The following is a 14,422-nucleotide window of genomic DNA, read 5'->3' on the forward strand; positions in this document are numbered from 1 at the left end:
ATTATCCTCGATTTATTTTTCAGTAATGGCAACCGATTGGATGACGACTTTTTCTGTGGGAGTACTTTTCTCACCTGAAGGGCCACCTGTAACAGGGGTTGCAGCAATTTTTTTGACAATATCCATACCTTCAGTCACCTTACCAAAAATCGTATAGTTCGGAGATTTGTTCAAGTTCTTGCTATCTTCACCTGTGCAGATGAAAAACTGGCTGCCGTTTGTGTTCGGTCCTGCATTGGCCATAGCGACAATCCCAGGCTCATATTTGTAAGGGGTCTTCAGCTCGTCCTGAAAGCTGTAGCCGGGTCCACCACTACCGACTCCAAGAGGGTCTCCGGTTTGAATCATAAACGATTCGATAATGCGGTGGAACACAATATCATTATAAAAGCCTTCTTTGGCTAGAAATACAAAATTGTTGACCGTCAGTGGCGCATCCTTCGCATATAGATCAATTTTGAAGCTACCTTTGGAGGTTGCAACCGTTGCTTGATAGGTTTTCTTCACATCAATGGTCATAGCCGGTGGAGCCGTCCAGCTTTTCTTCGCTGCTGGCTGCTGCGTATTGGTTGCTGGCTGACTGCTGCCCTGTGTTGTCTTTCCAGTAGAAGCCGCATCCTTCTCTGCAGGCTTGGTACCGCAGGCCGACAGCATAAGCGCGCATACCACTGCGATAGCTGCCCATTTGGTCATCTTAGTTGTAGATATTGCTTTCATTGTTAATTCCTCCAGATCTTTATCTCATATTGGGAACGCCCCTAAAGTATTATACTACGAGAGGGTAAAAATTAACAAAGCCTCCTGATGCTTAACACATCGGAGACTTTGATATAGTCTGTACGAACCTGCTTACCTATTACGAGTTAACGAACAACATTGCCAGTTCCAGTCCCTGGGTTCGTCCCTGTTCCAGTCCCTGGGTTCGTTCCCGTTCCGGTTCCTGGGTTCGTTCCCGTTCCAGCCCCTGGGTTCGTTCCTGTTCCAGCCCCTGGGTTCGTCCCTGTTCCAGTCCCTGGGTTCGTCCCCGTTCCAGCCCCTGGGTTCGTTCCTGTTCCAGTCCCTGGGTTCGTTCCTGTTCCCGTTCCTGGGTTCGTTCCTGTTCCAGTCCCTGGGTTATTCCCCGTTCCAGCCCCTGGGTTCGTTCCTGTTCCCGTTCCTGGGTTCGTTCCTGTTCCAGTCCCTGGGTTCGTCCCCGTTCCAGCCCCTGGGTTCGTTCCTGTTCCCGTTCCTGGGTTCGTTCCGGCTCCTGGGTTAGTTCCCGTTCCCGTTCCCGTTCCTGGGTTCGTTCCTGTTCCATTTCCTGGTTTAGCACCTGTACCCGTTCCCGTTCCCGGTGTTGTCCCGCTTCCTGAGCCAGGTTTGGTTCCTGCATCAGGTCCAGTCCCCGGCGTCGTTCCGGTTCCCTGACCTGGTACTTGACCTGGTGGTAAAGCACCCTCAGCAGGGATGACCACAGTCACAGATGGCGACTGAGCACCTGTCTTATCAGTTTTGGGATCGTACGCTACAACCGCATATTGATAGGTTTCACCCGGCTTTATTGTAATGTCCTTGACTTCCGTTTGAGTGGTTGTCAGCATCGGTTCAGCTGAAAAGTCTTTGTCCTTATCCGTTTTACGAAGTAAACGGTATGTCACATTATCACCAAGTGATGACCAGCTTAACATTACAGATGGACTTCCGTTGCTTTTGACGTACTCTGCCTTTAACTCACCCATGTCCTTCACTGGAGCTGGCGGCTCAGGCTTAACCAAATCCGGAACACCGTCCGGTTTAACAAACTTCGTCATCGGACGATTCGCCAATGCCTTTTGCATAACTTCCTTAAAAATGACTGCAGCGCTGCCGCTGCTCATCGTAACATAATGCTTCGCATCCGATTTATCAAAACCGATCCAGACAGCTGCACTCCATTCCGGTGTAAATCCGGTAAACCAAAGATCACGGTTATATTTCTCCAGTCCTTTTATAACCGTTTGTGTGGATCCCGTCTTACCCGATACCGGACGTTCGAACTTGGCTGCGGTTCCCGTCCCGCCTGGCTCTACTACGCTTTGCATGAGCAGCGTCATGTAATAAGCAGTTTTAGCGCTCATGGCTGGAGTAACACGCTCCTGCTTGAACTCTTTGATCGTATTACCTTCATCATCTACAATTTTTACAATTGAATGGGTCGTGTTCAAATATCCGTTATTCGCTATCGCGCCATAGGCAGCCGCCATTTGTAACGGAGACGCACCTTTGGTCATGCCTCCAAGAGCAATCGCAAGATTTCGATCCTTTTGAGGTTCAAATGGAATTCCCAGCTTAGAAGCAAAATCCATCCCGGTTTTTACACCGATCTCATTAAACAACCATACAGCAGGCGCGTTTATTGATTTGCGCACCGCTTCAAACATATCTACTTGTCCTCTATAAACACCATCATAATTTCGTGGTGCATAGCCATTATAGTTGGTTTCCTTATCCTCCAGCATGCTGTACGGATTGTACTTACCGCTCTCTAATGCAGGTGCATAAATGAGAAGCGGCTTGATTGAAGATCCTGGCTGCTGAGGCACTACCGCACGATCCAAGCCAGTTGGCACGTAATCGCGTCCTCCGATGATGCCGACCAACCCACCATCCTTGTGATTGATAATCGCCATCGCTCCCTGCATTTTTTGCTCAGGACCGTTTTTCTGAAAAAACTTTTCGTTGGCAAACGTCTGCTCCATAATCTTCTGTGCATTGGAATCCATCGTCGTATAGATTTTGTAGCCGTTACTCAACAATTCAGCCTCGGGAATGCCATATACCTTATCAGCTTCATTAATCACATAATCAATAAAGGTTAAATAGTCTTTACTTCCGACAGCTGGAGGTGCTTCATAATCGACTGCAGCTGCTTCAGCACGCTCAGCCTCTGTGATATACCCCTGTTCCTGCATCAGCTTCAGGACGACAGCACGTCGCTCCTTCGATTTGTCAGGATTGGCAATCGGATTGTATACGCTTGGTGCTTTAGGAATCGCCGCGAGCGTAGCCATTTGCCAAATTTTCAAATCCTTCAATTCACTTACATTGAAATATTTCTTCGCAGCCGCTTTAACCCCAAACACTCGATTTCCAAAAAAGATTCGGTTCACATATTTGGCCAAAATCTCATCCTTGGTGAATCGATCCTCCAAAGCAACGGCAATGGACATCTCAGTCGCTTTACGGAAAAAGGTTTTATTATTATTCAAAAACATATTTTTGGCTACCTGTTGAGTGATGGTACTTCCGCCTTCGACAGCACTGCGGGCCACGATATCCTTCACAAGGGCACGTCCTATGCCAAGAAAATCGATACCTGTATGCTGCTCGAATCTACGGTCTTCTGTTGCTATAAATGCTTGCTGCAGCTTTAGAGGGATATCCTCTGCTTTAACAATCTCCCGATTATCATGTTCACCATGAAGGACAGCTACTTCAGTCCCGTTCACGTCAATTAAGTGTGAGGCTTCATCCATATCCATTTTATCCTTATTGGCATCTAATATTTTGTTACCATTGATTATGATAAAAATGTAGACGCCCAAGGCGCATATGATCCCCAGAACAGCCGTTACAAAAGCAAACATTAAAGCTTTGCCAACGCTAAATTTCCGCTTTTTCTTTTTGGGTGCTGTTTTTTTTGCAGTTGGTTTTGCTGAAGTTGGTTTTGCTGTCGGTGGTTTCTTTTCTGTTGCCATCCTCTGCCTCCCCTGATCTCTCTTTAAAGTAAAAGAACAACCCTAGCGGAACGGGTTGCTCTCATGGTTCCTATTCAATAAACGAATGCTCGACTCAAAAAGTTGCCAAGTTGCACTAACAAAGCACTTAATTGTCGGAGCTGCTATCCGGCTGCTGCATTAAAGAAACCGAACGCTGTGGTGTGAAGGTAGAAATCGCATGCTTGTATACCATCTGCTGGCGGCCTTCACTATCAATGATAATCGTAAAATTATCGAACGCCCGTATGACCCCACGGATCTGAAACCCATTGGTCAGGTACACCGTAACGGGAATATTTTCCTTGCGCAGCTGGTTCAAAAATGTATCCTGAATATTGATCGATTTATTCATCATGGGCCCCCTTGTGAGTTTAACGTTCGAATTTTAACTTATCTGCTATTATAGCATGAACTTCATTGAATTGTGCAGTAGAATTTGTAAATTCAGTCATATCTACCCAATTAATGTCCTTCATATGACGAAACCAGGAAAGCTGTCGTTTGGCAAATCTGCGGGTGTCCCTTTTTAATAGGATCACGGTCTCTTCCCAGGAACTCTTGCCTTCCAAATAATCAATGATTTCCTTGTAGCCCAAACCCTGCATCGATATGTATTGCTTGCCGTAACCCTGATCCATCAGACGCTTGACCTCATCCAAGAGACCCTCTTGCAGCATAAGATCAATTCGCTCTTCTATACGTTTATATAGCAAAGCTCTATCCATTGTCAACCCGACGATACATAGTTCGTAAGGAGACTGTTTTTTTTGTACCTTCAATCGTTCGGACAACCGTTCTCCCGTTAAATGGAACATTTCCATCGCACGAATGATACGCCGTTGGTCATTGGGATGCAGCCGCTCTGCACTTGCAGGGTCTATTTCTCGCAGCTTCTCCCAAAGCGCTTCGGGTCCATAGTGCTCAGCATATGCCTGCTGCTCTTCACGGTACGCATCATCAGAACCGGATTCACTAAATTGAAAATCATAGCAAACCGATTCCACGTAAAGCCCGGTTCCACCCACAATGAAAGGCAGCTTGCCGCGACTGGTAATGTCAAGGATCAGTTTACGTGCGGTATCTTGAAATTCTGCTACTGAGAACGGGTGATCCGGATTATGAATGTCAATCATATGATGAGGAACCTGCTGCCGCTCCCAGACAGTCGCCTTTGCTGTTCCAATATCCATTCCCCGATACACCTGCATGGAATCTCCGGAAATAATTTCGGCACCATATTCAGCGGCCAATTTAAGGCTAAGTCCTGTTTTCCCTACTGCGGTAGGTCCTACCAACACCAGCAGCTTGGGTTTGGGTGTTGCCTTTGTCACAATCGTATCACTCCGTAAGCTATTTTCGTGGTGGAACGTTTTATTTCTTCGAAGCCCAGACGAACAAATTCATCACTACCTCTGTGCTCTTTCATAATGACAGCCCTTCTTGCTACACGCAGTGCTTCTTTAATGGTCTGTTCACTTACAGGTCTGGAATTTGCCAATACACGTATCGCGCTGATTGAGCTGGACTCATGAATCGGTTGCCGAAACATCGGATCCAGATAAACCACATCAAAGGCATTGTCAGGCTCTCGCAGTAAATATTCACTGTGATCCATCTGTATAACCTGTATGCGATGCATAGCCTCATTCATTCCAGGAATGTCGGAATCATAGGCCTTAAGACCTTGCCGAAGCATTAAATAAGGAACAGGCTCGCTCTCAAGAGCTACCACTTCTCCATTACCCTGCACCGCAAAAGAATAAACAAGCGCATCTGAACCAAGACCTGCTGTACAGTCTAAAACACGATCACCCGGCTGTATGGCAGAAAGCTCCATTAGGGGATCATGCTCGCCATTCACAAGCCTCTTGACTCGAATTGCTGCCGTGCTGGGATGGAAAAATAAAGCAGGCTGATCTTCATGATAATACTCTATCCGCTCCTTTGAAACAAGCAGGATATCAGAATCATTATACAGCTGCCGAAGTCGAGCTAGTGAAAATCGCTTTCTTGAGACGAGTCGAACCGGTTTTACTATCCCATGAAGCTGCTTGATCGATCTGGTAAGCTGCGCTGCAGCCTCCAGGTGTTCAGCTTGCGGGTCGTAAGAGGTCGTTACGAGCACTTACATCACCCTTTTAAATAATTTTTCGAGCTCATAAGTAGAAAAGCTGATAACAATAGGACGTCCATGTGGACATGTATAAGGATTTCGGCATGATGCCAATCGATCTAGTAAAGCTTCCATTTCATTCACCCGCATGCTCTGATTCGCTTTAATGGAAGCTTTGCAAGAACACATAATAGCAGCTTTTTCCCGTAATCGACTCACATCTACACTTTTACGCTCTGACAACAGCCATTCACTCATCTCATCAATCAGTGCTTTCTCTTCTCCATCCGGAAACCAATGTGGGTAGGCTCTAACCAGGAAAGAATTGCCGCCAAATGGCTCCACATATACACCAGCCTGCTCCAGTAATGGCAGCTTATCTTGGATCCGCACTGCATCCGATGCTGTAAATTCCAATGTGATCGGTACAATCAGCTCTTGGCTGGCTTCTGCAGGATTACCGAATTTTTCAAAATAATATTCGTAATTAATACGTTCATGAGCGGCATGCTGATCAATCAGGAACAAGCCTTCCTCATTCTGGGCGATGATATAAGTGCCGTGCATTTGCCCGATGGGAGAGAGCTTAGGAAACGATGGAAGCACAGGAGCAAGCGTCTGGTCGTCAGCAGTCAATGTACGCAGGAGTGCCTCATTGGCTGCGGCCTGCTCCTTGAAGGACTGTACTGGTTCATTGCGCGATGGTTTGTCCCTCTGTGCGGTGTCACGGGCCGTGGACTGGATTGGATTGACCGTACGCTTCGCTTCATTGTCCCGTTCAGTGCGAAGATCTGCCTGCGACCAACGATTCAAGGTCTCGACGTCCTGCTTGCGACTATTTTCCTTATCAAAATTGCCATTGACCGATTCCGGCGCGGGCGGAGCAGAACGATACAGCTCCAGCTGCTCCTGAATATGATTAATGGGTTTAGACTTGGTAGGTACTGCCCCTGTCGGAATCAGGACCTGCTGATTGAGTACAAAGCGTACCTGTTCTTCAACAAATTGAATAAGCTCCTGCTCTTTGCTGAATCGAACCTCCAGCTTCGCCGGATGAACATTGACATCAACCAACGTCGGATCCATTTCAATATGAATCGCAGCAACAGGAAATCGATTAATTGGCAAAAAAGTATGATAGCCCTGCAGCAATGCATGAATTAAAGTGAAATTGCGCACATAGCGTCCATTGATGAATGTAGAAATCCCATTGCGATTGGCCCGAGTTGTCTCTGGTTTACCAATAAACCCGCGAATGGAATAGTCCAAATGCTCACCCTGAATTGAAAGCATCGTTTTGGCCACTGTGGTTCCATAAATGGCAGCAATGACGCCTTGCATATCCTCATTTCCGAGCGTTTGGATCATCACACTGCCGTTGTGCTTCAGTGTGAAAGCTATTTCGGGATGGGCCAATGCAAGTCGATAAATAAAATCGGACACATGACCAAGCTCCGTCTGCACGGTCTTCATATATTTCAACCGCGCAGGTGTATTATAAAATAGCTCGCGCACTTGAATATCCGTTCCACGCGGAGCTGCTGATTCTTCAGATACTTTAACCGTTCCACCTTCGATCACAAGCTGATGTCCGAGCCCGCTTGAATTGGTGGAGGTCAGGCAAGTAACCTTGGAAACGGCTGCGATACTCGGTAGTGCTTCTCCTCGAAATCCGAGTGTCCGAATGGAAAACAAATCCTGACTGCTCACAATTTTACTCGTAGCATGGCGGAAGAAGGCTGCTTCACAGTCATCTGGTTGCATCCCCGAACCGTTGTCGCTCACCCGAATCAACGCAAGACCGCCTTCTTCGATCGTTATATCGATTCGACTGCTGCCTGCATCGACTGCATTTTCCACAAGCTCCTTTACGACTGAGGATGGGCGCTCAACGACCTCACCTGCCGCGATCTGATTGGCAATATGTTCATCTAATACTCTGATTATTCCCATAGCCTTATGCTCCTTAGCGCTTACTTCGTTGCGGTTAGCGTGAGCTGCTCACCATCATCCGACCAGCTTAATTGCGGAAAGCTTTCTGCAAAATGATCGACACTTACATAGCCAGAACCATTCTTAAGCATCAATTCCCCGGATGTTGATGGATAGGACTTCGTAACGCCAAATGCGGATACATCAATAGATTTCAAGGTATCATTCCAGGATATGCTGCCCCCGAGTAATGAACTTAGCACTCTGGAAGGTACATAGACGCTGCCATTCTCACGAATGACATTAAAGCTGTCCAACACGGGGACATCGTTTACCGTAACCCCTTTTTTGTTCAATGCCACTTTGATTTGGGGAATTCCGGCTTCATGCAGAGCTGTAACCAGCTGTGGCACCTCGCCATCGACCTCAATATCTGGTGTAATGCCAATCTTGTTAACCTTGCGCAGCTTAGGCGTCAAATATTCCTCTATTGTAATTTTCATAGCCCCGCCGCTCACCATTGAGAAGATCGTCTGCACACTGCCTTTACCGTAGGTTTTCATTCCGATAACCTTGGTTGCGACATTATAGTCCTGAAGTGCTCCTGTAAGTACCTCAGAGGCACTTGCGCTGTATTCATTCACCAAAATGTACAAAGGAAATGGCTGTGTCGTTCCGTTGCTGAATTTAACAGGCTCGTCCACATTGTTTTTATCCTTTGTATGGATCATGATGCCTTCCTTTACGAACAACTTGACCATGTTGAGCGCCGTATCCAGCAAGCCCCCCGGATTATCGCGTAAATCAAGAATCAGGCTGTTGATTCCTTGTGCTTTTAACTCGGCAAGCTGTACCGCTGTCTCTTCATCTGCATCACCAGAAAAACCGGTTACACTTAAGTAGCCCACGCCTGGATCAAATCTCTTGTGTGTAACCGATGGCAGTTGGATCGTTTGACGAGTCATGGACAATGGAATGCTTTCCTGCCCCCGTTCAACCGTAACGGATACCTTTGAATTTTCAGGACCCGTAATCTTCTTTACAATATCATCGACTTTATCTCCGGTTACTGATTCTCCATTAACGGCAGCAATTCGGTCACCAGATTTCATCCCCGCTTTGGATGCAGGTCCATCAAATACCTCGGTGACAAATACACCTTCCGGAAGCTCTGTTACCCGAATACCGATTCCAACGTAATTATTTTGCACGGCACTCTCAAAGCTTTTCAATTCTTCAGGTGTAAAATAGACAGTGTACGGATCATTAAGAGAGCTTATCATCTCTTTAATAGGCTTATCCGCTAGATTCTTTTTAATAGGAGCACTAACGTGATATTTTTCCAGAAGCTCCATGACTTCTTTCGTCCGTGCGGCTTCTACGTCTGTTTGACTTGCCCCCCAAGCAGCTGAAGCTGTAGGAAGAAGCAGTGAAAGCGCGATTGCTATGGACGTCGTATGCCGCCAGAAGGAGCGATTGCTGTTCTTTGTCATGTATTAGGGTCATCCTCTCATCTAATAAAAGGTTATCAAACTATTAAATCTAAATGTATGGATAAAAAAATACTATAATTGCTTTTTCAAATCAAATAAAAAATTCATCGCCATCATCGGTGTCATATTCATTAAATCCACTGTCTTTAGCTGCTCAATTAACTGTTCGGCTCTCGCGTCAGCCTTTTTCTTCGTACGATTCGAAGGTTCTTCTTGAAACAAGCTTAGCTGAACGGCCGCGGCGGTTTCATTAATTTGTTCCGTATGTGCTCGATTAATTACTTCCACAGCAGGTGTTGATTGGAGCTCCTTGACAGAAGGAGCTTGCTGTTTATGTGTAAGATTCGAAGCATAAGACGGCGGTTGATCCGTAAGAAGCTCCGCTCTCTGCTCGAAGGCATGCAACAGCTCGTAAGACCGATCAATGATGCCTCCTGGTAAACCAGCAATTTGTGCACAATAAATACCGTAGCTGGTGCTTGCGGCGCCCGGAACCAGCTTACGTAGAAAGGTTACCTGTCTTCCACTCTCCTTGACAGCCATGCAGTAGTTGCGCAGCGACAGCAGTGTTTCCTCTAAATGAGCCAATTCGTGAAAATGAGTAGACACGAGTGTTTTACAGCCGATTTGGTCGTGCAAGTGCTCAATTACGGCTTGCGCAATAGCCATCCCTTCACCTGTCGAGGTTCCGCGACCCAACTCGTCGATAATAACGAGGCTTTTGGAGGTCGCTTTATCGGTCATTACTTGAATGTCCATCATCTCAACCATAAACGTACTTTGACCACCGATTAAATCATCCGCTGCGCCAATCCTCGTAAATATGCGGTCAATAATAGGGACAGTCGCCGATTTCGCAGGCACGAAGCAGCCGATCTGCGCCATCAAACAAATGATTGCCACCTGACGCATATAGGTGCTTTTCCCTGCCATATTCGGTCCGGTGATCAACAGCATACTACCATCATTTGCGTTTAAAAGCGTATCATTCGCAACAAAAAAACCATCCTGCATGACAGCTTCCACAACCGGATGCCGTCCTTCTTCGATATGCAGCTCATAGAACTCGCCAATATTGGGCCGTGTGTAGCGATTAGCTGCGCTTACTGCCGCCATCGATTGATACACGTCAACAGCCGCAATCTGCTCGGCAAGCTTCTGCAATCTGGATATATGTGCGGAGAGCTTGTCCCGCAGCTGCATGAACAATTCATATTCAAGATCGACCATCTTCTCTTGTGCTTCGAGAATCAAACCTTCTTTTTCCTTTAATTCCGGGGTAATAAATCGTTCTGCATTCGCAAGCGTTTGTTTCCGTTCATAACGGCTTGCCTCCAATGTGGACAGATTGGATTTACTGACCTCGATATAATAGCCAAACACTTTATTATAGCCTATTTTCAAAGACTTCACGCCGGTTCGTTCGCGCTCCTGTTTCTCCAATGCCGCAATCCATTGTTTGCCATTCGTGCTTGCCTCACGCAGCTGGTCCAAGTAATCATGGTAGCCTGGCTTGATCATACCGCCATCACGAATCGAGATCGGAGGTTCCTCGCTAATGGCTTCTTCAATCCAGTTCATCACATCTGTGCAGGGGTCCATCTGTGAAGCAAGCTTTGACAGTGTGGTCGACCCGGACGATTCGCACTCCTGCTTCAACAGCGGTATCTGCTGAAGAGTGACCTTCAGTGAACATAGATCTCTTGCATTTGCGTTTCCGTATGCAATTCTGGCAACGAGTCGCTCCAGATCGTATACTTCCTTTAAAGATTGCTTAAGTCCATCGCGAACGATCAATTGGTGATACAATCGGTCTACCGCTTCCAGACGCTCTTGGATCGCTGCTGCGCTCGTGAGTGGCTTTTCTATCCAACGACGCAGCAGCCTGCCGCCCATTGCTGTGACGGTCTTATCTAGCAGCCATAGCAGCGTGCCCTTCTTCGCACGATCACGTACGGTCTCGATCAATTCCAGATTGCGGCGGGTAAACGGGTCCATAATCATATATTGATTCTGTTCATAGACACGAATATGCTTGATATGTCCAAGTGAGCGCTTTTGCGTTTCTATCAGATATTCCATCAATTGACGAACAACAGCTTCTCCACCAATAGGTAATGCAGCTAGCTCAGACTCGGCAAAAAAGGCGCTTAGCGCCAAGTCTTCACGTCCGGACAAAGGTTCACGTGGTGTTAATACTGTCGAACCTGCCCAGGCATTACCTTGCTCACCCAACTGCTCCAGCAGGTCAGGCGTCGCCAGCAGCTCTGAGGGGTGATATACATTCATTTCGTCCAGAACGAGAGCCAGCGTGCCTTCCAATCGGGTAACGAACAGTTCACCCGTTGAGATATCGCAAGCCGCAAAACCATAGCTTCCCGCAGCCGTCACCATGACAGACACCATATAGTTATTCTTCTCGCTCAAGGACCTTGCATCCATCACGGTACCCGGTGTCACAATACGCACGACCTCGCGGCGAACGACTCCTTTGGCTTGTGACGGGTCCTCAACCTGTTCACATATCGCAACCTTGTAGCCCTTTTCGATTAACCGGGCAATATAGTTATCTGCCGCGTGATGGGGGATTCCGCACATCGGTATGCGTTCCTCGGCCCCCCCTTCCCTACCGGTCAGCGTTATTTCCAACTCTCTTGAAGCCAGAATCGCATCCTCAAAAAACATTTCATAGAAATCACCTAAACGAAAAAACAAAAAAGCATCCAATACCTCCGCCTTGATGGCCAGATATTGCTCGATCATCGGCGTGTATGTCGCCATGCTGCAACCTCCATGCACGTATGCATTCATAATGTAATAGTCAATTTTATTGATATTTTTCTATTATATCATGAATGCACGGACGATTCTTCTTTTCTATGATAAGGGCCGATTTGCCATTTTCTCCTTAAATCCTGCTGCTCATCCCATGCTTCCATTTTAAGCAGCATAGCTTTAAGTGGTACGAGCCAGCGTTCATACTTGCGATAAGCAGGAAGACGAACCAGATCATTCCACAAAGTGGGCAGTAATGGGCGAATTGCTAGCTTGTCACCGGCATAATACGCTTCCTGAACAGACAAATCATGAAGAGGACGCGCAGGCAGCAAGCGATAATGATCTGCTATGAGTTTGGCGAGAGCGAACACACCCTTGGTAACCTTCGGGGATATGAGCCAGCTTGGCAATACACGATATTCAAAGCCACCATGGCGCTGCTTGCGGTAATCCCCAAGAAATCCGTATTTGGGCTTTCTTCGTCCAGTAGTAGGTGCCTCAATCAACGTAAGCGGCAAAGCCAGATAGTTATCCAGTACACGCAGAAGATCCACGTTTAACCAGACTCCACTAAAATGAAGGTGTCCACCTAAAGGAAAGCCTTGAACTGGCATCCCGCCTGACAACCATTCGAGCGTACTGTCTGTTATTCTTCTTGATGCCATTTGCATCGTACGGTACAGCTGGTTAGCCAATTGATCGACCTCAAGGCTCGGTTCCGGTCGCAGCTCTGCCAGCGGATAAATTTTCCGGAAGCTCGGCAGCACAATCGCATCACAGCCAACCGGACCGTCTTTAGTCAAAAATTTGGAAGCAAACGTAACTTTGCCTCTTGTGTCACGCAATAAAAATTCCGGGTCTGCACCCAGTAATGCTACCTCTTTGCTTATGTAGGAAGCATCTAGTTCTTCGGCAAAGCTATGGATGGCATCCGCGAACAGCTCCGCAAGACGTTCCGTCAGTTGAGGAGCTGCCTGTACCTCAAGCACGACAAGCTCCCCTCCTGGCCGTACCCCTATATGAACGATGCCATAGTCCAGACCGAGTGCATAAAGCGCCTTAACCGCCTCACGTTTCGAGCGAACCGCATGATAAGAAAGCGTCACAATAGACAGTTCCTCGAAATCGTCCACCTCTGATTTTGGTCGTGATGTCGGCAGCTGCGAACCATAAAAAACAGCCGATTGCTTTTGATATAGGCTCAATGCCTGTAAATGAAACACAGGAATCCTATACTCATAAGAAAATCGCTGTCCTACTGATTCCCAATCACTCTGAATCCCATGAAGCTTCAACAATGCCGAAGCTTTCTCAGGATTCGCTGCACGGAGCTGGCTTTTTACCGGCTGCAGAGTCAGCTGCTCCTGTCTTTGAGGCTGAAAACAACCCCAATGAATGATGCAGGTCGAATCAAGCTGTACAGGCAAACGTGTACCGTTAGGCACGCGAAGACGATCAAGCAATAGCGGTATTGTCGGTTCATTTGAGTGCAAGAGCCATACCCTCATGATACTTCCCCCCAGTGGTCTTTTTACATGAAGTGAAGCTCCAATTAGAGAAGCACCGGAATCAAAGCCAATTCGAACAAAAAGAGGGCTGACGCCCTCTGTCGAATTGAACTTAAGTGTCATATAATAAAAGCAGGAGCATCAGTTCAAATCGTCATCCAGCAGATCCGGATCCAAATCTTCGTAATCATCGCTGCCTGCATCATCAAACTCCACATGCTTATCGTCAAAATCATTGCAGCCGTTCGCGGACACCACTACGCAAACTTTTGTTTCAGCGATCATTTCCACCTTGAATTCACGTTCCACCCGTACAATTACACTGTCACCACGTGAAGAGATACTGGCTTCCACGCAATTGGGCTCCTGAGTAGCGACAGCCGATACTTCAGCGGTTATCGGCTTGTGGCGTTTATCCAGGTAAGAAAGCCCTACTACCTCCACGTACGAAATCGTTTCTTTGGCAACATCCGTCTTGGTATTTTTATTGTAGGAGTACCAGATATTGATATCGTAAGTACCCACCACCTCGACGTTTTCGCCAGATTTCACCGCCTCATACTGGTTGTTGATAATCCATGCACCCAGTATACTTGTCGGAGCATGAGGCGGAGTGACCGTATTGGTGACTTGCGAAAATTTGCGTCCTTTTCCGCAGACAGCTTTTGTATAGATCTCTCTGGTTTGCAAATCTTTATCTATTGACATCTGTTCTACCTCCTCCATTCAATCATTCATTACATTTGTATGCAGGACATGGGCGAATGTTGATAAAATAAGCATAGATAAATCTAGATAGTTATTAAAATTCATATGCAATGCGGTTTGAATTTAGATTAGGGTCTGAGTAATATATTCATT

General features: G+C 46.9%; 10 protein-coding genes. All 10 read right to left on the bottom strand.

Features of this window, described 5'->3' with window-relative positions; all coding sequences use genetic code 11:
- Positions 1 to 12 precede the first annotated feature (12 nt).
- A complete protein-coding gene (locus BM210_RS22000; protein WP_091173490.1) occupies positions 13 to 717 on the bottom strand; it encodes a peptidylprolyl isomerase in 705 nt (234 codons plus the stop codon).
- Between the two features lie 146 nt (positions 718 to 863).
- Positions 864 to 3,716 carry a transglycosylase domain-containing protein gene (locus BM210_RS22005; RefSeq protein ID WP_091173493.1) on the bottom strand — a complete coding sequence of 951 codons (2,853 nt, stop codon included), beginning with the start codon at positions 3,714 to 3,716 and terminating at the stop codon, positions 864 to 866.
- Positions 3,717 to 3,843: 127 nt separating this feature from the next.
- A complete protein-coding gene (hfq, locus tag BM210_RS22010) occupies positions 3,844 to 4,089 on the bottom strand; it encodes an RNA chaperone Hfq (protein ID WP_076228519.1) in 246 nt (81 codons plus the stop codon).
- 19 nt (positions 4,090 to 4,108) lie between these two features.
- Complete coding sequence (gene miaA / locus BM210_RS22015) at positions 4,109 to 5,068, bottom strand: tRNA (adenosine(37)-N6)-dimethylallyltransferase MiaA (protein ID WP_091173496.1); 960 nt, start codon at positions 5,066 to 5,068, stop codon at positions 4,109 to 4,111.
- On the bottom strand, positions 5,065 to 5,862 hold the full coding sequence (locus tag BM210_RS22020; protein ID WP_256223915.1) for a class I SAM-dependent methyltransferase: 798 nt from the start codon (positions 5,860 to 5,862) through the stop codon (positions 5,065 to 5,067). The genes miaA and BM210_RS22020 overlap by 4 nt, the downstream gene beginning before the upstream one ends.
- Positions 5,863 to 7,803, bottom strand: coding sequence for a DNA mismatch repair endonuclease MutL (mutL, locus tag BM210_RS22025; protein ID WP_091173498.1), 1,941 nt, complete (start codon positions 7,801 to 7,803; stop codon positions 5,863 to 5,865).
- Between the two features lie 20 nt (positions 7,804 to 7,823).
- Positions 7,824 to 9,275, bottom strand: coding sequence for a S41 family peptidase (locus tag BM210_RS22030; protein WP_091173500.1), 1,452 nt, complete (start codon positions 9,273 to 9,275; stop codon positions 7,824 to 7,826).
- Between the two features lie 72 nt (positions 9,276 to 9,347).
- Positions 9,348 to 12,056, bottom strand: coding sequence for a DNA mismatch repair protein MutS (mutS, locus tag BM210_RS22035; protein WP_091173502.1), 2,709 nt, complete (start codon positions 12,054 to 12,056; stop codon positions 9,348 to 9,350).
- 68 nt (positions 12,057 to 12,124) lie between these two features.
- Positions 12,125 to 13,561, bottom strand: a complete 1,437-nt coding sequence (locus BM210_RS22040; RefSeq protein ID WP_091173504.1) for a putative amidoligase domain-containing protein — start codon at positions 13,559 to 13,561, stop codon at positions 12,125 to 12,127.
- A 141-nt stretch (positions 13,562 to 13,702) separates the two neighbouring features.
- Positions 13,703 to 14,269, bottom strand: a complete 567-nt coding sequence (locus tag BM210_RS22045; RefSeq protein ID WP_091173506.1) for an outer spore coat protein CotE — start codon at positions 14,267 to 14,269, stop codon at positions 13,703 to 13,705.
- Positions 14,270 to 14,422: the final 153 nt, after the last annotated feature.

The organism is Paenibacillus sp. 1_12, assembly GCF_900114475.1.
Taxonomy (GTDB): Bacteria; Bacillota; Bacilli; order Paenibacillales; family NBRC-103111; genus Paenibacillus_S.

Excerpts from the sequence above, each read along its gene's own strand:
- BM210_RS22005 (WP_091173493.1), bottom strand. The coding sequence starts at position 3,716 with ATGGCAACAGAAAAGAAACCACCGACAGCAAAACCAACTTCAGCAAAA.
- BM210_RS22045 (WP_091173506.1), bottom strand. The coding sequence starts at position 14,269 with ATGTCAATAGATAAAGATTTGCAAACCAGAGAGATCTATACAAAAGCT.
- BM210_RS22040 (WP_091173504.1), bottom strand. The coding sequence starts at position 13,561 with ATGAGGGTATGGCTCTTGCACTCAAATGAACCGACAATACCGCTATTG.
- BM210_RS22000 (WP_091173490.1), bottom strand. The coding sequence starts at position 717 with ATGAAAGCAATATCTACAACTAAGATGACCAAATGGGCAGCTATCGCA.
- mutS (WP_091173502.1), bottom strand. The coding sequence starts at position 12,056 with ATGGCGACATACACGCCGATGATCGAGCAATATCTGGCCATCAAGGCG.
- mutL (WP_091173498.1), bottom strand. The coding sequence starts at position 7,803 with ATGGGAATAATCAGAGTATTAGATGAACATATTGCCAATCAGATCGCG.
- BM210_RS22030 (WP_091173500.1), bottom strand. The coding sequence starts at position 9,275 with ATGACAAAGAACAGCAATCGCTCCTTCTGGCGGCATACGACGTCCATA.
- hfq (WP_076228519.1), bottom strand. The coding sequence starts at position 4,089 with ATGAATAAATCGATCAATATTCAGGATACATTTTTGAACCAGCTGCGC.